18 protein-coding genes are annotated in these 23,246 nt (G+C 60.3%); 14 read left to right on the top strand and 4 right to left on the bottom strand.

All coding sequences use genetic code 11. The annotated features are described in order from the left end of the window. Nucleotides 1-71 precede the first annotated feature (71 nt). From N5J29_RS10285 to N5J29_RS10270, 4 genes are all read left to right on the top strand, one after another. Entirely contained in the window at nt 72-1,295 is a 1,224-nt protein-coding gene (locus N5J29_RS10285) for a TolC family protein (protein WP_008266451.1), read from the top strand. Further along, nucleotides 1,296-2,465 (top strand): efflux RND transporter periplasmic adaptor subunit, encoded by a 1,170-nt coding sequence (locus N5J29_RS10280; protein WP_032961315.1) that lies wholly within the window; start codon nt 1,296-1,298, stop codon nt 2,463-2,465. It begins immediately after the preceding gene. Continuing rightward, complete coding sequence (locus N5J29_RS10275; RefSeq protein WP_008266162.1) at nt 2,465-5,710, top strand: CusA/CzcA family heavy metal efflux RND transporter; 3,246 nt, start codon at nt 2,465-2,467, stop codon at nt 5,708-5,710. The genes N5J29_RS10280 and N5J29_RS10275 overlap by 1 nt, the downstream gene beginning before the upstream one ends. Nucleotides 5,711-5,807: 97 nt before the next feature. Further along, on the top strand, nt 5,808-7,142 hold the full coding sequence (locus N5J29_RS10270) for an MFS transporter (RefSeq protein ID WP_008267238.1): 1,335 nt from the start codon (nt 5,808-5,810) through the stop codon (nt 7,140-7,142). Between the two features lie 111 nt (nt 7,143-7,253). Here N5J29_RS10270 and N5J29_RS10265 read toward each other — a convergent pair whose 3' ends face one another. After that, entirely contained in the window at nt 7,254-7,577 is a 324-nt protein-coding gene (locus N5J29_RS10265) for a hypothetical protein (RefSeq protein WP_008264507.1), read from the bottom strand. A 379-nt stretch (nt 7,578-7,956) separates the two neighbouring features. Here N5J29_RS10265 and N5J29_RS10260 point away from each other — a divergent pair, with 379 nt between their 5' ends. The 9 genes from N5J29_RS10260 (at nt 7,957) to N5J29_RS10220 (ending at nt 17,158) form a co-directional block, all read left to right on the top strand. Beyond that, complete coding sequence (locus N5J29_RS10260; RefSeq protein WP_223224807.1) at nt 7,957-8,607, top strand: HupE/UreJ family protein; 651 nt, start codon at nt 7,957-7,959, stop codon at nt 8,605-8,607. Between the two features lie 19 nt (nt 8,608-8,626). Further along, nucleotides 8,627-9,277 (top strand): hypothetical protein, encoded by a 651-nt coding sequence (locus N5J29_RS10255; protein ID WP_008264806.1) that lies wholly within the window; start codon nt 8,627-8,629, stop codon nt 9,275-9,277. Between the two features lie 129 nt (nt 9,278-9,406). Then, complete coding sequence (locus tag N5J29_RS10250; protein ID WP_075075811.1) at nt 9,407-9,772, top strand: hypothetical protein; 366 nt, start codon at nt 9,407-9,409, stop codon at nt 9,770-9,772. An 88-nt stretch (nt 9,773-9,860) separates the two neighbouring features. Next, nucleotides 9,861-11,111: a TolC family protein gene (locus N5J29_RS10245; RefSeq protein ID WP_075075812.1), complete on the top strand. Its 1,251-nt coding sequence runs from the start codon at nt 9,861-9,863 to the stop codon at nt 11,109-11,111. Then, the gene (locus tag N5J29_RS10240) at nt 11,108-12,340 is read left to right on the top strand and encodes an efflux RND transporter periplasmic adaptor subunit (RefSeq protein WP_040006894.1); all 1,233 of its coding nucleotides are present in this window, start codon (nt 11,108-11,110) and stop codon (nt 12,338-12,340) included. Before N5J29_RS10245 ends, N5J29_RS10240 begins: the two co-directional genes overlap by 4 nt. Nucleotides 12,341-12,349: 9 nt before the next feature. Continuing rightward, nucleotides 12,350-15,487 (top strand): CusA/CzcA family heavy metal efflux RND transporter, encoded by a 3,138-nt coding sequence (locus tag N5J29_RS10235; RefSeq protein ID WP_049400892.1) that lies wholly within the window; start codon nt 12,350-12,352, stop codon nt 15,485-15,487. 29 nt (nt 15,488-15,516) lie between these two features. Continuing rightward, on the top strand, nt 15,517-16,215 hold the full coding sequence (locus N5J29_RS10230; protein WP_008264906.1) for a HupE/UreJ family protein: 699 nt from the start codon (nt 15,517-15,519) through the stop codon (nt 16,213-16,215). A 16-nt stretch (nt 16,216-16,231) separates the two neighbouring features. Continuing rightward, nucleotides 16,232-16,873 (top strand): hypothetical protein, encoded by a 642-nt coding sequence (locus N5J29_RS10225; protein WP_032961297.1) that lies wholly within the window; start codon nt 16,232-16,234, stop codon nt 16,871-16,873. A gap of 39 nt (nt 16,874-16,912) precedes the next feature. Further along, on the top strand, nt 16,913-17,158 hold the full coding sequence (locus N5J29_RS10220; protein ID WP_008267212.1) for a hypothetical protein: 246 nt from the start codon (nt 16,913-16,915) through the stop codon (nt 17,156-17,158). A 282-nt stretch (nt 17,159-17,440) separates the two neighbouring features. Here N5J29_RS10220 and N5J29_RS10215 read toward each other — a convergent pair whose 3' ends face one another. The 3 genes from N5J29_RS10215 to N5J29_RS10205 form a co-directional block, all read right to left on the bottom strand. After that, a complete protein-coding gene (locus tag N5J29_RS10215; protein ID WP_080347466.1) occupies nt 17,441-19,492 on the bottom strand; it encodes a TonB-dependent receptor in 2,052 nt (683 codons plus the stop codon). A 146-nt stretch (nt 19,493-19,638) separates the two neighbouring features. After that, nucleotides 19,639-20,373, bottom strand: a complete 735-nt coding sequence (locus N5J29_RS10210) for an SDR family NAD(P)-dependent oxidoreductase (protein WP_075075813.1) — start codon at nt 20,371-20,373, stop codon at nt 19,639-19,641. A gap of 75 nt (nt 20,374-20,448) precedes the next feature. Then, nucleotides 20,449-21,513, bottom strand: coding sequence for an SDR family oxidoreductase (locus N5J29_RS10205; RefSeq protein ID WP_008266446.1), 1,065 nt, complete (start codon nt 21,511-21,513; stop codon nt 20,449-20,451). Nucleotides 21,514-21,789: 276 nt separating this feature from the next. On the opposite strand from N5J29_RS10205, the gene N5J29_RS10200 reads away from it, so the two are divergent. After that, complete coding sequence (locus tag N5J29_RS10200; protein ID WP_032962204.1) at nt 21,790-22,704, top strand: LysR family transcriptional regulator; 915 nt, start codon at nt 21,790-21,792, stop codon at nt 22,702-22,704. Nucleotides 22,705-23,246: the final 542 nt, after the last annotated feature.

The following is a 23,246-nucleotide window of genomic DNA, read 5'->3' as shown; positions in this document are numbered from 1 at the left end:
AGGGGAAGGCCGCGCAGGCCGCGTAGTGCAGAAAGACGGCCGAGATTGCGGCCCCACTGCACCGGATCCTCATGAAACCATCATTGCTTGCCCTGACGGTGATGCTGGCCCTGACCAGTATCTCTGCGGCCTATGCCTCGGACGCCCCGAACTTCAGCGCGTTGCTCGAGCAGAGCAGGGCCCAATCCCCCTTCCTTCAGGAAAAGGGGTTCGACACAGCTGCCGCTGCGGGCGAAGCCCGCCAAGCGCGAGCGCTACGTAACCCCACCATTGATGCCCTCGCAGAGAATCTCAACGCTCCCCCCAGCAATGGCGCGAGCCAGCGGCAGACGACCTACACCATCAGCCAGCCACTCGAGATCTTTGGCCAACGTGGGGCTCGAATCCAGGCGGGAGAGAAAGGGCTGCAGGCGGCCGAAGCTCGCCAGCACCAGGCGCAAGTCGAATTCGCCGCAGCCTTGGCTGTTGCCTACGCGTCTTCCGAAGCTGGGCTGATACGGCGCGACATTGCTGCCGAAGATGTTGATCGCGCCAGAGGCGACCTGAAGGCAGCTCAGGCGCTGGTTGACGCAGGAAAGGAGGCCAGCCTGCGCGTAGCACAAGCCCAGGCAGGCTTGAGCTCAGCAGAAGCGATTGCCGCCTCAAGAGAGGCAGAGGCGGCTGCAGCTCTCGAGCAACTGTCAGTACTGGCGGGAAGAGCGGAACCCTACTCAGGCACGTCCGAGTCACTCCTGGTGCGCGAGTGGGTTGCGCCCGCAATTGCGAACGTCGATTCGGCATCTGTCCTGTCTGCGAAGGCAGACGTCGACGCGAGCGATGCGGTTCTGCGCACTGAACGCTTCAAGCGGGCACCGGACCTGAACCTCACCGCAGGCCGTCGCAACTTCGCCGCCGGTGGGGACGCATTGGTCGTCGGCGTGTCTCTGAGCATCCCATTGTTTGACCGGAACAGTGGCGGGATCAGCGCGGCTCGAGCACGGAGCGACGCCGCCCGTGCTCGATTGGATGCCGCACGCCTCCAGAGCCAGGCGGACCGTGCGACTGCGCTTGCGCGTGTTGACGCCGCCAAGCGAGGACTGATCGCTGCCTCCAAGGGAGAGGAAGCAGCCACGGAAGCCTACCGAATGGCGCGCTTGGGATACGAGGCCGGTAGAACCCCACTGGTTGAGCTGCTGCTTAGCCGTCGCACGCTGACGGACGCGAGGCTGAGCGTGGTGGATGCACGACTCGCACGCGTTGCCGCCTACGCATCGCTCGCCGTGGCCAGCGGTCAGATTGCCTTTGGAGACATGTAGATGAAGAGAAGTATTCCGGCTGTTAACACCCTGACGATGATCGGCGTGGCTACCTTGGCGCTTGGCGCAGGATTTGGCATTGCACGCTTATCCGCCCCTTCAGAGACGGTGGTCGACCCCGCGAAAGACGAAGCCAGCGCCAGTGCGCCGGCGGAGGCGGCTCAGGAAGTCGCGATTCCCAAGGAGTATGTTGCCGCTGCGGGGATCTCGGTGGAGCCCGTCACTTCCGCTCAGGTAGCGGCGAACATCACCGCATCGGGTTCGGTCGTGGCAATCCCCGGTGGTGAGGCCGTCGTGGTGGCACGTGCGGCCGGTAACGTCACCGATGTCATCCGGCAGGTGGGCGACAAGGTGAAGAAGGGCGAAGTGCTGGCACGCGTAGCCAGCCCTGATGGGGCCCGTATTGCGGCTGACCTTCGTGTGGCCAGCGCCAGCCTCTCCCTCGCCGAAAAGAACGTCAAGCGCGATGAGTCGTTGCTCGCACAGGGCGTGTTGGCACGACAAGAGGCCGAGGCGAGTCGCGCCGCTTATCTCACAGCGCAAGCAGAAGCACAACGCGCTGCCCTGGTGGCACGCACCGCCAATGTGGATGGAGGAGGTAGCGTCAACGTCATCAGCCCTATCGATGGAACCATCAGCAGCTCGCAAGTGACTCTGGGCGCTTTCGTCGAGCCGCAGGCCTCCCTCTATAGGGTCACAGGTTCCAATGGCGTGGAGATTCAGGCCTCCGTTCGTGCGGGTGACACCGGTCGGATCAAGGCCGGCGACAGCGCGTCCATTACCCGCTCCGACGGAAGCGTCACCTCAGGCAAGGTCCGTTCAGTTGCTGCCGCCGTAGGTGGGCTGACAAGGGCTGCCACAGTCGTAATCACCCCGAGCGCAGAGGCGAACGGATTGGTTGTGGGTGACGGTGTGCAGGTCCGGCTGGTCACCGCTTCCGGATCGGGTGAGGGGCTGTCTGTCTCGGAAGAGGCGGTCCAGAACATCGACGGAAAAGACGTCCTCTTCGTCAGAACCAGTAAGGGGTTCACTGCACAGCCGGTCTTCATTGGCCTCCGTAGCGGTGGTATGGCGCAGATCCTTTCTGGCGTCACTGCGGGAACCCCGGTTGCTACCCGTAATGCGTTTCTGGTGAAGGCCGAGATGAAAAAGTCGGGCGGAGACGAGTAATGATCGAGCAAGTACTTACGGGTGCCGTACGGCACCGCTGGCTGGTTCTGTTCATCACACTGGTGATTGCGGTGATCGGCGGGTGGCAACTGAACCTGCTACCGATCGACGTGACTCCGGATATCACGAACAAGCAGGTCCAGATCAACACCGTCATCCCGACGCTGAGTCCAGTGGAGGTCGAGAAGCGCGTTACCTACCCGATCGAGACCGCGATGGCAGGACTTCGGGGCGTCGCGAACACCCGGTCGTTCTCGCGCAACGGCTTCAGCCAGGTCACGGTGATCTTCGATGAGAGCGCAGACCTCTACTTCATGCGCCAACAGGTCACCGAGCGACTGACTCAGGCTCGGCCCCAGTTGCCGGAGGGTGCCGAACCGCTGATGGGCCCGGTTTCGACCGGGTTGGGCGAAGTATTCCACTACAGCGTTGAATTCACCCACCCAGATGGCAAAGATGCCCCGCGAAATGATGGTAAGCCTGGCTGGCAAAGCGACGGTTCGTTCCTGACTGATCAGGGGGAACGGCTGACGGACAACATGGCACGTCTGGCCTACTTGCGCACAGTCCAGGACTGGATTGTGCGGCCTCAGCTGCGCACGACGCCGGGCGTAGCAGACGTCGACAGCCTCGGCGGCTACGTCAAGGAGTATGTCGTTGAGCCCAATGCGAGCAAGCTCGCAGAGTACGGGTTCTCCTATACCGACCTAGCCGACGCGTTGCAGGATGCCAACCTGTCGGTCGGAGCAGACTACATCCAGAGGTCGGGCGAGTCCTATCTGGTGCGCGCAGACGCCCGCATCCGCTCCGTGGACGAGATTGCCCGTGCCGTTGTGGGCAATCGCAACGGAGTTCCCGTAACAGTGGGAGACGTCGCACGTGTGGTCGTTGACGGTGAGCTCCGCCGCGGTGCCGCCAGCCGCAATGGCTACGAGACCGTCGTTGGCAGCGCACTCATGCTGGTTGGCGCCAACAGCCGAACTGTGGCGGCCGCAGTGGGTGACAAGCTGCAGGAGATCGGCAAGACCATGCCGCCGGGCGTGAGGATTGTTCCCACGCTGGACCGATCCCAGCTGGTTGTCGCAACGATCAAGACCGTCGCCAAGAACCTGGCCGAAGGCGCTCTTCTAGTCGTGGTCATCCTATTTGCATTGCTCGGAAACTGGCGAGCTGCTGTCATTGCTGCATTGGTGATTCCGTTGTCCCTGCTGATCACCGCGATCGGCATGAACAAGCTCGGGATCTCTGGCAACCTGATGAGTCTGGGTGCGCTCGACTTTGGCCTGATCATCGACGGCGCGGTCATCATCGTCGAGAACGCGCTGCGCCGTTTGGCAGAGCGACAGCATGCACTTGGGCGCCCACTCAATCTATCGGAGCGGCTGCATGAAACGATCGCCTCGTCCAAGGAGATGGTCCGCCCGACCGTGTATGGGCAGGCGGTCATCTTCCTGGTCTTCGTGCCATGCCTGACCTTCCAGGGCGTCGAGGGAAAGATGTTCTCCCCGATGGTAATTACCCTGATGCTGGCGCTGGCCTCTGCATTCGTGCTCTCCCTCACTTTCGTTCCGGCGATGGTGGCGGTCATGCTCAAGGGCCACATTTCCGAGAAAGAAGTACGGGTAGTCGCTGCCACCAAGAGCCGCTATCAGCCGATGCTTCGCAGCGCAATCCGCCAACCCATGCCCTACCTGGCCGGTGGTCTTGGCGTCCTGGTGGCCGGCGTTGTGGCCTTTGGCTTTGTGGGTCGGGAGTTCATGCCCACATTGGATGAGCAGAATCTCAACCTGTCCTCCGTTCGCATCCCGTCCACATCGATCGAGCAGTCCGTCGCCATCGACCTTCCTCTTGAGAAGGCACTGATGACGTTGCCGGAGGTACAGACGGTGTACTCCAAGGCCGGTACCGCAAGCCTGGCCGCAGATCCCATGCCGCCCAACGCGTCCGACAACTACGTGATCCTCAAGCCCAAGGACCAATGGCCGGATGGAGTGAAGACCAAAGAGCAGGTGATCGAGAGGATTCGAGAGAAGACAGCCTTTCTTGTTGGTAACAACTATGACGCCACCCAGCCCATCGAGATGCGCTTCAATGAGCTGATCGGCGGCGTTCGTAGCGACGTTGCAGTCAAGATCTATGGCGAAGACCTGACGGCGCTTGCCGGCAGCGCTGACAAGATTGCGAGCGTCCTCAAGAAGATTCCGGGCGCATCGGATGTCCGTGTGGCGCAAACGGGAGGCTTCCCGACCTTTGACATGGCATTCGACCGGGCCGCGATCGCCCGTTACGGACTGACCGTCAAGGAAGTGGCCGACACAGTGTCTGCTGCGCTGGCAGGTCGCATGGCGGGCCAGATCTTCGAAGGTGATCGGCGCTTCGACGTAGTGGTTCGTCTGCCCCGTGTGGACCGCAGCGATCTCGATGTACTGGGAGCCGTTCCGGTCATGCTGCCGCCAGGCAGTCAGGAAGGCCGTCAGTCTGTTCCGCTTCGTGAATTGGTCAGCTTCCGCTTCACGCAGGGTCTGAACGAAGTCAGCCGCGACAATGGCAAACGTCGAATCTATGTGGAAGCGAATGTGGTCGGGCGTGACCTGGGTAGCTTCGTTGACGACGCCAAGGCGGCTATTGGCCAGCAGGTGCAGTTGCCCACCGGTTCCTGGATCGAATGGGGCGGGCAGTTCCAAAATCTGCAGGCAGCAACGAAGCGACTGGCGATCATTGTGCCTCTCTGCTTCATCCTCATTGCGGCCGTCCTCTACATGGCGATTGGCAACGGTTTGCTGACAGGTACGGTACTGACTGCAGTGCCACTTGCTCTGGCCGGTGGATTCTTCGCATTGGCGTTGAGAGGAATCCCCTTCTCGATCTCAGCCGCTGTGGGCTTCATCGCGGTATCTGGTGTCGCGGTGCTCAACGGCCTGGTTCTGATCTCCGCGATCAAGAAACGCCTGCACGAGGGGCTTCCGCCAGATGAGGCGGTCGAACTGGGTGCAATGGAGCGCGTCAGACCGGTTCTTATGACCGCGCTGGTTGCCTCCCTGGGCTTCGTCCCGATGGCGATTGCAACGGGTACGGGCGCCGAAGTGCAGAAGCCACTGGCTACAGTGGTTATCGGGGGTCTTGCCACGGCAACCGTACTGACGCTGTTCGTGCTGCCTGCGCTGTGCGGGCTGGTACTCCGAAGAACTGCGCGCAGGAAGGCCGCGGGCATTGAAGACCCCCTGCCGGTACCCGAAGTCGATTGAGCACAAGCCCCTTCCACGGCTTCACGTCCTGCCCTACGGATCGGATTACGATCCGCAGGGCAGCGGCGCTTTCCACTGTTCCATCTAGAGGTGAGCCATGATCGAGGTCCTACGCTTTCCAACATTCAGGAACCTGTTCGCTGCGCAGGTTATCGCGCTGATCGGCACGGGCTTGGCTACCGTGGCGCTCTCTCTTTTGGCCTATGACCTGGCGGGGGCTGAGGCGGGCGCTGTGCTAGGTACGGCTCTGGCAATCAAGATGATTGTCTACGTGCTGTTGGCCCCTCTGTCCGGAGCGATCGTCCCGGCAAATCTACGCAAACCGGTGCTTATTGCCCTCGACCTGGTGCGGGCGGGCGCGGCGCTTTGTCTGCCGTTCGTCAACCAGATCTGGCAGGTGTACCTGCTCATTGCCTTGCTGCAGTCGGCCTCGGCGTGCTTCACCCCTCTGTTCCAGTCGACGATCCCGGAAATCCTGAAGGAGGAACGCGACTACACCCGAGCACTGTCCCTGTCGCGCCTGGCCTATGACCTGGAGAGCCTGCTGAGTCCCGCGTTGGCCGCTGCTCTGCTGACGCTGATCAGCTTCCACGGCCTGTTCGCTGGTACGTCCGTAGGCTTCGTGATATCCGCCATGCTGGTGTTCTCAACTGCATTCCCCTTCGTTGCTCCTTCCCTGAGAAAGGACGGTCCCTACGCCCGCGCGATTCGAGGAATGCGGATCTACCTGAAGACGCCCAGGCTGAAAGGGTTGCTTGCCCTTAATCTGTGTGCGGCCGCCGGCGGCGCCATGGTGTTCGTGAACACTGTCGTCGTGGTGCGCAACGTTCTCGGCGGAGCAGAGTCACAGGTGGCATGGGCGCTGGCAGCTTTCGGTGGCGGTTCGATGCTGACGGCGCTTGTCCTCCCCAAGGTTCTCGATCGGGTGGCTGACAGGCGTGTGATGCTCTCCGCAGCCCTTGCAATGTGCATTGTACTTGTGACCCTCAGTCTTACCTGGCTGCTCTCGCCCTCCTCCATAGGTTGGCCCATCGTGCTCGCCGGCTGGGCATTGTTGGGGATGAGCTATGCGGGGCTGGTGACTCCTGGCGGCAGATTGCTGCGACGATCAGCGGAATCCACCGATCTGCCATTCCTGTTCGCAGCGCAGTTCTCTCTCTCCCACGTGTGTTGGCTGATTGCCTACCCTCTGGCGGGAACCGTGGGTGCGAAGTTTGGAATGCCAGTGGCGATCATGGCACTGGCAGTAGTCGGCATCGCCGGATTCGTGTTCGCCTGGAGAATCTGGCCCGCCCATGACCCGGACGAGATTTCCCACGGTCACGACGATCTGGCTGCGGACCATCCCCACTGGGCGGAACACGCCTCTTCCAACGGCAAGCATTCACATCGGTATGTCATCGACGACGTGCACCCTCGTTGGCCTGGATGACGGAAACTTGAACAAGGGGCGCGAGAGGGCATTTTCACCGCTCGCGCCCGACGTTGTCATATCGACTTTGCCAGAACAAGCCTCTAGTCTTTGCCCGTGCGATCCCTTCGTCTACCAACCAGCGTGCTGTTGCGCAGCTGCATCTTCATGATGCTGGTGGCGAGTCTGCTCGTGCGACCCGTCCTGAATCATCTGGGTGAGCTGCACGGCTTGCAGCACATCGTGCAGGCTGCGGTGGAACATGGTCACCCCCATGTTGGGGTGAGTGATGCCGCAGACCGTGATCTTGAACACGCGGTTGGATTGCACAGCCTGTTGCACCAGGCCGATCTGACGGCTTCTGTAGGCATCTTGGCCAGCCTTGCTGGACCCGCTCGAGTTGATCTGAGCGATATCCATCCCTGGCACCAGCCAGCGGCAGAGCTTCAGCATCATCGCTCATCCCTGTTCAGGCCTCCTATCGCCTGAGACCCAGGCCTCGTGCTCGCACTGAGCAGAGGCTTGGCAGCGCCCGTCCAGTCAATCCTTACTGGACGTTCGTCGCTGCAAGAAATTATTCATTCGTTCCCCGCCCGGACCCCGCTTACGCGCAGTGATCCGTGTGACGTGCCGTGCGCGCCTTCTGCGCACTCGTAGCACGTTGCGCCGGTTCCCAGTGTCGTAGCGGATAGCTTTGGCGGAGGTCCGCTGACCGCATTCGTAGATCCTCATCATGATCCCCAGTTCTGAATCCGGGACGCTCTCGCGCGTCCTTCTCCAACCCCCACTACTGTCGCACTGGCCGCGAACTCTACTCGCACTGCTTTCCCTGTTCATGCTGCTACTCACAGCTGACGGGGCGTTGGCTCACGCGATCGCCGAAGGCGACAAGGGCTACATCCAGGAAATATCTGGAGTAAATCTGATCGCATTCGCCTATCTGGGCGCGAAACACATGGCCACCGGCTATGACCACATCCTGTTCCTCCTGGGCGTGGTGTTCTTCCTGTACCGGATGAAGCATGTCGCGCTGTATGTGACGCTGTTCGCGATCGGGCACTCCACAACGATGCTGCTGGGTGTGCTGTTCAACGTGGGCATCAACAGCTACCTGATCGACGCAATCATTGGTCTGTCTGTGGTCTACAAGGCCTTGGACAATCTGGGCGCCTACCAGCGTTGGTTCGGCTTCCAGCCAAACACAAAGGTTGCGACGTTGATCTTCGGCCTGTTCCACGGCTTTGGTCTGTCAACCAAGATCATCGAGTACGACATCTCACCCGATGGTCTGTTGCCCAACCTGCTTGCGTTCAACGTCGGCGTGGAGATCGGCCAGATCCTCTCGCTTGGCGCGATTCTGATCGCAATGGGCTACTGGCGCCGCACGCCCAGCTTCTTCAAGCACGCCTACACCGCCAATGCCGCCATGCTCTGCGCCGGATTCATTCTGATCGGCATGCAGCTCACTGGCTACTTCGTTTCCTGACTTTCAAGAGAACTACATCATGTACAACAGTAAGCCCGCCGAAGGCGACCTTCCCACCAGCCGCCAGCTGGGACGCACCACCGCAATTGCCGCCGGCATCGCCATCATCCTCCTGGTTGGAGTGGTGATGCCATCTGAGTACGGAATCGATCCCACTGGTGTTGGTCGGGTACTTGGTCTGAAGGAAATGGGGGAGATCAAGGAACAGCTTGCCGAGGAAGCGGCAGCTGACGCTGCGATGGACGCAAAGGCCGCCGAAGACGAGGCAGCCGCCCTGCTGACGCAGGTGTCCACGCAGAACCGTAAGACCGTTGAAGTTGCTCAGAAGCCTGCCGCGAGTAATGCGGCCACCGCTGCCGAATGGCGGGACGAAGAACAGGTTGTCCTGACGCCGGGCCAGGGCACCGAGATCAAGCTCGTCATGAAGGCGGGCGAGCGCGCCAGCTACCAGTGGTCTGTTGAAGGCGGCGTCGTGAACTTCGACACCCACGGAGACGGCGGCGGTCGAGCGATCAGCTATGAGAAGGGTCGAGGGGAAGCCACCAAGCAGGGGGTGCTCCTGGCTGCCTTCGATGGCAACCACGGATGGTTCTGGCGCAACAGGGGCGAGGAGCCCGTAACGCTTCTGCTCCGCACCGGAGGGGAGTACGAGTTGATCAAGAAGATGTAAACCGCAGCGGTGAGCGGTGGCCGGGTGCGCTTAAGGCCCGGCCACCGCCCTATGTGGGGTATTTCCGATGGGCTGCGCCCAGTTTCGGCCCCTCGACAACCCCAGCCAGCCCCGCTTAAGCTAACCCATATGCGTCTTTCCGCCCGCCACGGCCTTGCCCTCAGGATCAGCTTCTTTGCGCTGATGCTGTTGAGTGTCGTTGCGCGGCCGATGGTGATCCAGCTCAGCGAACTGCACGGATTGGAACATGACATCGCAGCAGCGGTGGATCATGGCCATTCACATGCCGGCGGTGCGGGCGACAATCTGGACCCGGATCACGCCACTGGCGCTCATGCGGTACTGCATCAGGCAGACGCGAGTTTCGCTGGAAGCTTGTTCACGCCCCACGTCTACCTGGCTTCACTACCGCTGGCCGGTGAAGTCCATGCTCTGCGACTTCTGAGGGTGCCTGCAGGGCACCCGGCGTCACCCTTCCGACCTCCGATCGTCTGACGACCCTAGCTGCGCTCTAGCAGCCTGAGCGCGCCTCCCGTGTAGCGGGACGCGGCGCGTCGTTCTGACTTTCTTTCCGGAGGCTTCCGTGAAATTCCGTAGTGTGTGGGCGCTGGCTGTTGCCGGCGCCTGCGGTGTGGCCCTTCCTGGCCACGCCGCCGAAGTGCTGCGCCTGGAGGATGCGGTTGCCCGCGCCCTTGGCACTCACCCAAGCGTGCAGGCAGATGCCGCACAAATAGAGGCGACAAAGAACCGTGCGGCGCGAGAGGGCTTAGCAGCCCCGTTGGTGCTCGGCGGAGAACTGGAGAACGTGGCCGGTAGTGGCAGCGTGCGAGGTATGGACGCTGCCGAGGCAACGTTCCGGGTATCCAAGATTCTGGAACTGGGTGGCAAGCGGGCGGCCCGCCAAGCGCTTGGCGGCGCGGAGGTCGATGCAGCCCAGCGAGAGGCTGATGTGACCCGGGTGGCCATCGCCACACGCACCGCTGGTCGATTCATCGACGTGCTTGCGGCGCAGGAGCATGTCGAGCATGCGGAAGAGCGGATTCGTATGGCCCGCGCGCTCCAGCGAGAGGTGGCCCGCTGGGTCTCTGCGGCACGGAACCCGGACTCAGACCTGAGGGCCGCTGAAATCGCCCTGGCCGATGCAGAGCTCAAGCGTGATCAAGCAGTCCAGCGGTTGGAGGCATCGCGCATGGCGCTTGCGTCTTCCTGGGGCTCTTTCACCGCTGACTTCGACACCGTCGCCGGCGATACAAACATCCTCCCCCCGCTGGATGACTACCAGACGCTGTCCGAACGCCTTCAGAACGCGCCACAGCAACGTGCCTTCGATGCCCAGTCCAGAATTCTTGCCGCGCGCCGCGATGTCGCCGTTTCCAGCGCGAAGCCTGACGTGAGTGTTGGATTTGGACTTCGCCGTCTTGAAGCAACGAAGGACAGTGGCTTGGTCATGTCGATCTCGGTTCCCTTGGGAACCCGGCGTCGATCAGCCTACTCGGTATCCGAAGTCGACTACGAACTGAGTGCGCTCAAGTCACGCCGTGAAGCACAAATGTTGGAGCTCAACCAGGAGCTGTTCGGAGTCTATCAACAGCTGCGCCAAGCGCAGTTGGAGGTCACCTCCGTTCGTGAGCGGCAGCTCCCCAAGGCGGAGCAGGCGATGAATCAGAGCCGTCGTGGCTTCGAGGAGGGTCGATTCTCCTATCTCGCATTGAGCCAGGCGCAGAAGACGCTGTTCGACCTTCGTGAGCGCGAAGTCGAGTCCGCCGCACTCTATCTCCGATTGCTGGTCGAGGCAGATCGCCTCACCGCCTCCGCCCAGGATATCCGCCCATGAATCGTTACGCCCTTCTTATGTTGCTTCCGCTGGCACTGGCCGCCTGTGGCGGTGAAAAGCCGGTTGAGAAAGAAGCCGCAGAGTCCACCGCCGCGGCCGGCGACTACGAGCGCGGCCCCAACCGCGGTCGCATGCTCCGCGATGGTGATTTCGCACTTGAAGTCACCGTCTATGAAACCAACACGCCTCCTCAGTTCCGCCTCTACGCCTATCGAAATGACAAGCCGATCTCACCGAATGAGGTGAAGGCAACAATGCAGTTGAAGCGCCTCGACGGTGAGGTCAATGATTTCACTTTCACCGCCGAAAACGACTATCTCGTGGGGAACGGCGAGGTCGTGGAACCTCATTCTTTCGACGTGAAGGCAGACGCAGTGGTAGGAGGAAAGACACACACCTGGTCCTATCAGTCCTATGAGGGCCGTACCACCATCGAGCCAAGCGCTGCCAAGGATGCGGGTGTGGTGGTGGAAGAGGCTACCGCTGGCACTATCCGCGATACGGTCACGCTGATGGGGAACATCGCGGTCAACACTGGCCGCCAGGCCGCCGTCAAAGCACGATTCCCAGGTATTGTCCGCAGCGTGTCGGTCGAGATGGGCCAACGCGTTTCCGCAGGGCAGACGCTGGCGACGGTTGAAGGCAATGACAGCATGCGCACCTACGCGGTGATTGCTCCCTTCAGCGGCATCGTTCTTGCGCGCAACACCAGTGTTGGTGATGTGGCCGCCGACAACACACTGTTCGACGTTGCCGATCTGTCAGAGGTCTGGGTCGATCTACGAGCTCTGGGCACTGACGCCGAGCGTCTCGCTCCAGGTCAAGCAGTGCGGATCCGTTCCGCCACGGGTGCCTTGGAGACTGAAGGTAGGCTCCAAAGCCTGCTTCCGCTGGCAAGCAGCGGCCAAAGCGTGGTTGCGCGCGTGAGTATCCCCAATGGTGACGGCAAGTGGCGTCCAGGAATGGCTGTCTCGGCCGAGGTCATCATTGCCGAGACACCTGTTCCACTGGCCGTCAAAGAGTCAGGGCTCCAGCGATTTCGCGACTTTACCGTCGTATTTGCGCAGGTGGGCGATACCTATGAGGTGCGCATGCTTGAGCTTGGAAAGCGTGATGGCGAGTGGGCAGAGGTTCTTGGCGGACTGAAGCCCGGAACGCGGTACGTCGCCGAGCAGAGCTATCTGATCCGTGCAGACATCGAGAAGTCTGGCGCCAGCCACGACCACTAAGGATCCATCATGCTAGAGCGAATCATTCGCGCGTCCATCGCGCATAGATGGCTTGTGCTGCTTCTGGTCCTGGCGCTGTCAGGCTTGGGCATCTGGAACTACAGCAGGCTGCCAATCGACGCCGTCCCTGACATCACCAATGTCCAGGTCCAGATCAACACCGAAGCACCGGGCTACTCTCCACTGGAGGCAGAGCAGCGGGTAACGTTCCCCGTCGAGACAGCCTTGGCCGGCTTAGCCAAGCTGGAGTACACGCGGTCCATCTCGCGTTATGGTCTCTCCCAGGTCACCGTTGTATTCGAAGACGGTACCGACATCTACTTCGCGCGGCAGCAGGTGGCCGAGCGCTTGCAGCAAGCCGCATCCCAGCTCCCAACTGGGCTGAAGCCAACGCTGGGCCCGGTCGCCACCGGTCTCGGTGAGATCTTCATGTACACCGTGGAAGCCGAGAAGGGTGCTGAAGAGACCTGGACGCCGATGGCGCTTCGTACCCTCCAGGATTGGGTGGTACGCCCCCAGATGCGACATCTGAAAGGTGTTACAGAGGTCAACACCGTCGGTGGCTATGTGCGGCAGTTCCACATCACGCCTGACCCGCGCAAGCTTCAGGCGTACGAGCTGACCATGCAGGATGTGATGGAGGCCGTGGCGCGCAGCAATGCGAACGTGGGTGCCGGCTACATTGAAAAGAGTGGTGAACAGTACCTTGTGCGCGTTCCTGGCCAAGTGGCGGACATGGACGGCCTGCGCAAGATCGTGGTCGCCAATCGCGAGGGGCTGCCGCTTCGCGTCGGTGACCTCGCAGACGTTCACGAGGGCACCGAACTGCGAACGGGTGCAGCGACCAAAGATGGCAAGGAAGTGGTACTTGGTACTGCATTCATGCTCATTGGTGAGAACAGCCGCGAAGTCGCTCAGCGAACCGCTGCCAAGCTGAAGGAGATCGACGAGACGCTTCCAGAAGGTGTCCGCGCGCATGCGGTCTATGACCGTACGGAGCTGGTCGACCGCACCATTGAAACCGTCAAGAAGAACCTACTGGAAGGTGCCCTGCTGGTCATTGCGGTGCTGTTCCTTCTGCTCGGAAATCTTCGCGCCGCACTGATCACGGCCGCGGTCATTCCTTTGACCATGCTGCTGACCATCTCCGGCATGGTCCAGAACCGTGTCTCAGCAAATCTGATGAGCTTGGGTGCGCTGGACTTCGGTCTGATCGTCGACGGCGCGGTCATCATTGTTGAGAACTGTCTGCGCCGCTTCGGCGAGCGTCAGCACGCCCTGGGGCGTCTGTTGACCCGGGATGAGCGCTTTGCTTTGGCCGCCAGCGCCAGTGCCGAGGTGATCAAGCCCAGCTTGTTCGGCTTGTTCATCATTGCCGCCGTCTACATCCCGATCTTTGCGCTCTCCGGCGTGGAAGGAAAGATGTTCCACCCGATGGCCCTGACCGTCGTTATCGCGCTGACTGGTGCGATGGCATTGTCCCTCACGTTCGTTCCCGCTGCGGTTGCTCAGTTTGTCACGGGCAAGGTCTCGGAGAAGGAAACCAAGGCTATGCGGGGCGTAACCAAGCTGTATGGCCCGATGCTGGAGCGGGCAGTCAGTGCTCGCAAACTGGTTGTGGGTGGTGCAGCCGTCCTCACCGTACTGGCGGGTCTTCTGGCCAGTCGCATGGGCACTGAGTTCATTCCGAATCTGGACGAAGGTGATATTGCGCTTCACGCGCTGCGCATTCCCGGCACTAGTCTGACGCAAGCCATCGGCATGCAGCGCCAGCTTGAAGCGACCATCAAGAAGTTCCCCGAGGTGGATGAGGTTGTCGCAAAGATCGGCACAGCAGAGGTAGCGACCGACCCCATGCCACCGTCGGTCGCAGACACCTTCATCATGCTCAAGGATCGCGACCAATGGCCTGATCCCCGCAAGCCAAAGGCGCAGCTCATTGCTGAGCTGGAGAAGGCTGTCCGAGCAATTCCCGGCAACAACTACGAGTTCACCCAGCCCGTGCAGATGCGCATGAACGAGCTGATTGCCGGTGTACGCGCCGAGGTGGCGGTGAAGTTGTACGGTGACGACCTGGATCAGCTGGCGCAGATCGGCAGCCAGATCGAGGACGCCGCAGGTTCCATCCCAGGCGCCGCAGACGTGAAGTTAGAGCAGATCAGTGGTCTGCCTCTTATGACCATCACGCCTGACCTGGGTGCTTTGGCCCGCTATGGCGTTTCGATCGACGAGGTCCAGAAGACCATCTCTGTTGCGCTGGGCGGTGAGGCGGTCGGTCAGGTCTTTGAGGGTGATCGTCGCTTCGACATCGTCGTTCGTCTGCCCGAGAACCTGCGTCAGGACACCCGGACGCTCGCATCGCTACCGGTAGCCGTCGCCGTCGGGGCCAGTTCCGGCGAACAGAGAGCGTTCGTTCCGCTGGGGCAGCTGGCTAAAGTTGAAGTTGCGCCAGGCCCAAACCAGGTCAGTCGCGAGAACGGCAAGCGTCGCGTCGTCATCACCAGCAACGTACGTGGTCGCGACCTTGGTTCGTTCGTAGAGGAGCTGCGAGAGAAGGTTGGTCAGGAGGTGCAGTTGCCGGAAGGCTACTGGATTGAGTATGGCGGTACCTTCGAGCAGCTCATCTCTGCCAGCAAGCGGCTGTCCGTGGTCGTGCCGGTCGTCCTGGTGATGATCTTCGGCTTGCTCTTCATGGCGTTCGGCTCGGGCAAGGATGCTGCCATCGTGTTCAGCGGCGTTCCACTTGCGTTGACCGGTGGCGTGGTGGCTCTGTGGATGCGTGACATACCCCTGTCCATTTCTGCAGGCGTGGGGTTCATCGCGCTGTCGGGCGTCGCCGTGCTCAACGGCCTGGTCATGATCAGCTTCATCAAGAGCCTTAGGGAACAGGGCACTCCCCTGCACCAAGCGGTAACCGAAGGTGCACTGACCCGGCTGCGCCCCGTGCTGATGACGGCCCTGGTTGCCAGCCTGGGCTTCCTGCCAATGGCCCTAAACGTTGGGGCTGGCGCGGAAGTTCAGCGCCCGCTGGCGACGGTCGTTATCGGCGGAATCATCTCCTCCACGCTGCTGACCTTGCTGGTGTTGCCGGCGCTCTATCGCCTCATCCACCGCGAAGGGGATGAGCGGAAGGAGGACGCAGCGTGAACCCGTCCATCTCAACCCCTCCCAGGAACATGCAGTTGACCATTTCCAAACGAACCCAAGCGTGGCTCTACCTGCTTGCAGCCATCCTTCTGCCTTGCGTTGCTTGGGCGCATGGCGTCAGTGAAGGCGACCAGGCCTTCCTGGAAGACAGTACCGGCCTGCAGCTCATCGCGTTCACGTACCTCGGCGCCAAGCACATGGTGACTGGATACGACCACCTCCTGTTTCTGTTCGGGGTGATCTTCTTCCTGTACCGGATGCGTGATGTCAGCATCTACGTGACGTTGTTCGCGATCGGCCACAGCACCACCTTGCTGCTAGGTGTCCTGGGCGGATTGCATGTGAATGCGTACCTGGTCGACGCAATCATTGGCCTGTCGGTTGTCTACAAGGCGCTGGACAACATGGGCGCGTTCAAGCGCTGGTTTGGGGTACAGCCCAACACCAAAGCCGCCGTGCTGATCTTTGGCTTCTTCCATGGCTTTGGTCTAGCGACAAAGCTGCAGGATTTCTCGCTCTCACCTGACGGGCTTGTCCCAAACATGCTCGCCTTCAACGTGGGGGTCGAGATCGGACAGCTGCTCGCGCTCGCAGGCATCTTGATCGTGATGGGCTTCTGGCGCCGCTTGCCGTCATTCCATCGACAGGCGTACAGCATCAACACCGCCCTTATGTGCGCCGGCTTCGTGCTTGTTGGCATGCAGCTCACCGGCTACTTCGTTTCCTGAATCTACAGAGGTACTCATGTCCATCACGCTTTCCAATCAGCTGCCCAGCACTCGCAAGCTGCTGAAATCCACCGCCCTGGCCGCTGCCGTTGCAGGGGTGATTCTGCTCACCACCGTGCTTCCCGCGGAGTACGGAATCGACCCTACGGGCGTAGGTAAGGTTCTGGGTCTGGACGCCCTAGCCTCCACTGACCAGGTAGAGGCCGTAGCTCCCCCAGTTCCGGCATCTGCTGGCAGCGCCGAAGCCGTCTCGGCGCTGTTCGAGAAGGCCAAGGTTGCCTTCGGGAGCAATGGCAAGCAGGCCTTCGAACCCGCCGCTGTCTCTCTCGCCAGCACTCCTTTACGGCAGGACTCACTGACGATCGAGCTTGCCCCTGGTAAGGGCCAGGAGGTGAAGGCCCATATGGCTCAGGGCGCTGGGATGGTTTTCAGCTGGAAGGCCACGTCTGATGTTGCCGTGGACATGCACGGCGAGCGTCCCGACGTGAAGGGCCCCTGGACCAGCTACGCCGTTGAAGGCGCCCAGCGTCAGGCCGAGGGAACGTTCATTGCTCCCTTTGAAGGTACCCATGGGTGGTACTGGCAGAACCGCGGCAGCACCCCCGTGATCATCGAGGTGCAAATTACCGGCTACCAAGCCGACCTCTACCAGCCGTGACACCCGGCATAACGCCGAAATCAACCTAGGAGAAGCAACATGAAGAATCGTTTTGCCCTCATCAGCGTCCTTTTCGCTTCCATTGCAGCGTCCGCATCGGCCTTCGCACATGATCCGGCGCTTCATGCCGAGTCGGAAGTGAAGGAGGCGCCTAAGGCAAAGCCTGCTACGTGTGAACAGCTGGCTGACCGGACGAAGTTCAAGGTGGATCTTGCCGATCCTCAGACCAAGGCGCTGAAGGACAGGTGCGACGCTCAGGCGCAGTCGGCTGCGAAGAAGAAGTAATTGATTGCGGCGAATGGTCCGGCTTGGGTGAAGTCGGACCATTCGTCTTTACCCTTGAGCCAAGCGAATAGTGCCAGCGTCGTCCTACAAATAGACCTCGGTTAGACCCTCATTCTTCCAACAGGCTCGCTCTCGAATGCTAGCGTTTGACCGGAGGATTGCGATTAGAGCCGCACTCGGGCTTACATTCTCCAAACCCGAGTGCGGCAAAGTTCATTTGCAATCATCGACGTGATCGAACGTGCTGAACCGAACGCAATCTCCTGACCTGATCAACCCGCCTTAGAAGCGCGCGGTCGCGCCCACAAAGAGCGTGCGTGCGCCGCCGTCGTAATTATTGCCTTCTTCAAGCGTGGAAACATCACCCAAGTTCAGTACGCCGACGCGCAAGGTCAGGTTTTCGTTCACATCGAGAGCGGTGACCAGATCCACCGTGGTGTATGCCTTGGCGAAGGTAGGTCTGGACGAAGACACAAGCTGCTTCCCGATGTGTTGCGCGCTGAGGTTAAGCGACCATGCATCGGACACGCTCCAGTTCAGCGAAGTGTTGGCGGTGATCTTCGGCACCACTAGCAGGCTGGCGCCGGTGGTGCGGTTCTTCGATTCCAACATGCGTGTGGCGTTGGTGGTCCAGCTCAGTCGCTCGTGCAGCGGCACGGTCACACTGGCTTCCACGCCTCGCGTGCGAGCCTTCTGGATGTTCTGCGCCACCGTCCACCAGAAGCCGTTTACGAAGCTAGTGTTCTGGCCTGGGATCTCGCGCAGCGGCACCTGTTCGATCTTGTCGTCGAAGTTGGTCAGGAAGTAGGTGGCCGATGCGGACCAGCCGTTCTGGTCGAAGCCCACGCCAAGCTCATAGTTGGTGCTGGTTTCCGGTTTCAGGTTCGGGTTACCGGCCATGTAGCAGCCGGTCGTGCCGTCGGCGTTGATCAGCCGGCTGTTCCAGCCTTCCGGGGTCAGGCTGCCGCAGCCGCGTCCCAGAGACTGGGTGGCCGCACCAGCGGTGCCCTGCTTAAGATTGGGCGCGCGGAACCCTTTGGAGACACCGCCGCGTACTGTCCATGCGTCTGCCGGGTGCCACACGCCGTAGATGCGCGGGCTCACGTTGTCGTCGTAGTTGTCGGTGTTGTCCCAGCGCACGCCCAGAGTCAGCACGAAGCGCTCGTGCAGGGTGATGTGGTCTTCGGCGAACAAGGCCCATGAGTCCGCTTCACTGGTCGGGCTGATGCGGCTGCTGCCGGTCCAAGTCACAGGTACGGTACCGATGGTGTCGCTGTTTTCCAGCTGCTCGCGCTTCCACTGACCACCCACGTTCAGGCTGTGCTCGAAGCCCCAATGGAAAGCGGTGGTGAAGGCAGTATCGAACACCGTTTCCTTCGAATGGTTGCCCACCGCACTGCCCTTGTCTTGGTAGTCGTTCCGCACAAGGGTGGTCTTGGAGGTGGTGGAGTCGCCGTAACGGCCATCATGGCCCAGCACGTAACCGGTCTGTACCAGCTTGGACAGACCCCAGGCATATACATCACCGCTGCCGGTGTTGCGCTGCACGCCGCGCGACCCTTCTATGGTCAGTGCGTGGTCATCGTTGAGGCGCCAGTGGAACTGCAGGTTGGCATTCTCCGCCTTGCTGCCCGGAGTCTGGCCCTCAAGGCGATCGGACTTGCGGTCGGTCACGTTGGCCCCGATGCGGATCCCCAGGTTGTCGGTCAGTGGGCCGCTGAAAAGGGCACCCATCTGCGTGGTATCACCGCGGGTGGATGAATCGGGCACGCTGTGGTTCAAGGTGACCGAGCCGCCCCAGTGGTCGGAAATCTTGCGGGTAATGATGTTGATCACGCCGCCCATCGCATCCGAACCGTATAGCGACGACATCGGGCCGCGCACCACTTCTATTCGTTCGATCATGTCCGGCGACAGCCAGTTCAGATCCTGCGGACCCAGGTCGTCGCGGTAGTTCACGCCGGAGGAGTTGCCCTGGCGGCGGCCGTCGATCAGGATCAGCGTGTACTGCTCGGGCAGTCCACGCAGGCGGATCTTCGACTGCGCTCCGGACAGTGCATAGCCACCGGTCACTCCAGGGACGGTACTCAGCAGCTGGCCGATGCTGGTGACCGGCTTACGCTCGATCTCCTCGCGGCTGATAACGCTAATGCTGGCTGGCGCATCCCTGATCCACTGCTGGGCACCGGTGGCGGTAACGACCAAGGTGTCCAACTGCTTGACGGAGGAGGCATGCGTCAAAGCTTCAGCGCTGGCATGCGAAGAAAGGGCCAGACCAATAGCAACTGTCAGCGTGGGAAGAGCAAGTCGTGACTTCAGGTATGTGTGCGACATCTCGGGGTAATCCGGTAACGGGCATTATTGCTGGGGAATGGCTGCCTCGCTTGATTCCGGAAAACGCCCATATCGGGTCGAGGGCTGGCTTGCGTCTTGAGGTCAGGTATCAAACTGTGGCCGACCGATGCTGTCTGGGCAGCACCTCAGCTGGACTGGCTCATGCTCCAAGTCGTCCATACGCCGGTCCGCAAGGTCCGCGGTTGCTGCAAGCAATAGACAATCTGCGAGGCTACATCCTGCGCGGCCATGAATTCGCTCAAACGGGGATCGTCGGCCGTGCGACCGTGACCCACGGCAAAAGATGTATGAGTACCTGCGGGGCAGATGGCACTCACGCGAATCCCATCTTTCCTTACTTCTCGGTCCAAGCCGCCCGCAAAAATGAGCTGGGCGGCCTTGGTACCTGCGTAGACGGCTTCGTCCGCCCCACTGCGATGAGCTGCGACGCTCGATACGATCAAAATATCCCCGCCACCAACGCTACGAAGATGAGGGAGGAAAGCACGTACCGTGAGGACCGTTCCGAGATAGTTGATTTCACACATTTCGATGACTTGATCATCGCTTGCGTCAGCGACTCCGCCGTAGTAGCCAACCCCGGCGTTGGCCACTACCGAATGTACGCTTCCAAAGTGATCAATGCCGCAAGATGCGAAGGCACCCACGCTATCCGGATCGCGCACATCCAGACGCATCCAGTAGGCGCGATCAGCGCCGAACTCATCCTGTAGCCGCTTGAAGTCACCTAAACGCCTGGATCCTCCAAGAACGCTTCCACCACTGCGTAAGATCATCTCCGCCGTTGCCAGTCCGATCCCCGAACCGGCGCCAGTAATGGCAACGCAGCGGTTTCTAAGGCTGTAACTTGCTTCTGTCAAGGTCTATCTCCTACGTTCGTTGGCGACCAGGTGTAGTTGAGTCATGAAAGGAGTTGGGGTCGTCTGTGACGCAAGTTAGGGGCGTGCAGCGCCACCTTCGGCCCCATACACCTGGCCGTTCGCATAACTGGCGTCGCTTGCCGCAAGTTGGACGAAGATTGAACCCAGCTCAGCAGGCTGACCTGCGCGTCCTAGCGGCTTGTCCCCCCCGAAGTTCGGAATCTTCTCGGATGCAGTCCCGCCACTGATCTGCAACGGAGTCCAGATAGGACCTGGAGCAACTCCGTTTACCCGAATCCCCTTAGGGCCAAGCTGCTTAGCCATCGAGCGAACGTAGCTAACCTGCGCACTCTTCGTCATCGCATAGTCGACCAGGTAGGGGGACGGATCGTAGCCCTGCTCAGACGTAGTAACGATGATGACGCTTCCAGGCGGAAGAGACACACGCAGTGCCTCTTGGGTCATCCATACCATTGCATTGATGTTGGTAAGGAAGGTGTTCTCGAGGTGTTCGTCGGTAATCTTTAGAATGTCCGGCTCCTGCTGCTGATACGCCGCGTTCAGCACCAAGGTGTCGATCGAGCCCAACGCCGATGCCGCCTTGCGCACAAGATCCAGGCAAAAGTCTTTGCTGCGAATATCACCAGGTAAAGCGTATGCCTGACGGCCGGTTGCGCGTATCAGCGCAATAACTTCACGCGCATCTTCCTCTTCTTCAGGCAAATAGTTGATGGCCACATCGGCACCCTCGCGGGCGTATGCAATGGCAGCGGCCCGACCGATTCCTGAGTCTCCTCCCGTAATCAGTGCCTTGCGGCCTTCAAGGCGCCGATTGCCTCGATAGGTTTTCTCACCGTGGTCCGGCAGCGGACGCATCTTCGACGCAAGCCCCGGCCAAGGCTGTTCTTGGCGCGGGTAGGGTGGCCGAGGATATGCCTGCCGAGGGTCGATCAGGCCGGCTCGCGGGCGGCCCTGACCCTGCGCCTCCGAGAGTACCGCAGCGGGCACAGCACCGAATGCCGAGGAAGCAGCAATTCCGCTGGCGATGGCCACACTGCTTCCCGCAATAAACTGTCTGCGGCCGATGACCGGCGTGGCTTCATCGTCGTGCTCAGGCAAATCACTATTCGAATTTGACATGTTCATCCCAGTTGATTGGTCACTCTGGCCCAAGCAAATTTGAGTACAGCGACCGTGGAGGAGACGCAACTTTACTGCGGCGAACATGCGCAAGTAGCAATTTTATTGCTGAAGTTCTTTCAATTCAGAAATGATCGAAAGCGTCGACGGCGCAGCTTCTTGCCATGCCATCCTCGGCGATAATGGGGAAGCATCTGCACTGCGTTCGATCCATAAATCATGCTTTGTGCGGCGGATCATTGGCACGTTTAGTAATCGATACCCGGGTGAAGTGTCTTGAAAGGTGATCTAGAGAGAATAAGCATTTCAGATCTAGCTGCGTTCATCGAGATCGCTCGGCATGGATCAATGCGCGCCGCCGCCCTCGAACTTGGCTTATCTGCCTCAGCTCTAAGTCACGCCTTAAAGCGGCTGGAAGATCGACTGGGTGTGCGTCTCGTTAATCGTACGACCCGTGCGCTTTCGATCACCGTTGAAGGACGCGAACTGGAACGCTATGCAGCCACTGGCCTAGATACAATTGGAGAGGGTCTAGCCGCGATTCGGGCTCGGAAGCAGTCAGAGATCCAGATGCTCAAGATCTCGCTATCACACGATGCGGCGCGCCTCCTACTCTGGCCAGTGCTGTGGAGCTTTCAGCAACGCTGGCCTAACGTCCATCTTGATCTAGTGATAGAAGAACGCCTGGTGGACTTAGTAGCGGAAGGCTTTGACGGCGGCATTCGATACGGTGACCGAGTGCCAGAGGGGATGGTTGGTCTGGAGCTTACACATCCGCTTAAGTGGGTGGTCGTGGCAGCGCCCAGCTATCTGCAACATGCTGGGAGACCTGAGAATCCAAGCGATCTGCGGCGGCATGTTTGTATTGAGAACAGAATCGGCGACGGCTCAATCTATCGCTGGGAACTTGGCGACGGTGATCGTATGGTCAAGGTAATTCCCAGCGGAATGCTGAGGGTGAGCAGCACCGACTCTCTGCTCGCTGCAACGTTGCAGGGATTGGGGTTGGCATACTGTCTGGAACTCAGAGTGCAGGACGAAATCTCGTCCGGCGCACTTGAAGTTGTGATGCCAGACTGGGCATCAATGGGCGCACCATTCATGCTGTACTACCCCACTCGTCGCCAATCCCTGCCCGGCCTCAAGGGGCTAGCGGAGGTAATTCGGACACAGATGATCGATGCATGCTAAAACATGCTCCAAACTATGGAGTTGGGATCGACATGAATGGTCTGCCAACGTACTCCATCACCAGTTCGATACCGGAGTGCTCTCCAGACTCTCCCTCTGGATCACATATGTAGGTTGCTGTGAGGCAATGAGAGCGCTTCTTGCCACCGGCATCAGACAGAGCCAGTCCGGAGGACTCCGAGAATGGATGCCCTGGACTCGCTAGTTCCATAAGCACCTCGTCCATATGAGTGGGTATCGGAATGCAGTCCCTTCATATGGAAGCGTTCAATTGCCAACCACTGTTGAGGCGCTGAAGTTGCGGTCCTCCGCTGTGGTTGGCTTTAACATTCCTAAACGCGGATGAGACCAAAAACCCTACCTTCAATACTGCCACATCAGCACGAGTTCGAAGCCGAATTTACTGAAGAATGATTGGCACTGCCACGACGAGGCGTTGAGCGGGCTCGGACAGATCTCACCTCTTGGACCATCAGACTGAATCCGCACAAACTTCAAAAGAAGAACTTAATTGGACGCTGCGATTGGCCAATTCCATCTGA

The sequence above is a fragment of the Stenotrophomonas sp. GD03680 genome (assembly GCF_029844625.1).
Taxonomy (GTDB): Bacteria; Pseudomonadota; Gammaproteobacteria; order Xanthomonadales; family Xanthomonadaceae; genus Stenotrophomonas; species Stenotrophomonas maltophilia_P.
Note: the sequence above shows the minus strand (reverse complement) of the source record. Positions and strands in the feature narration are given on the sequence as shown.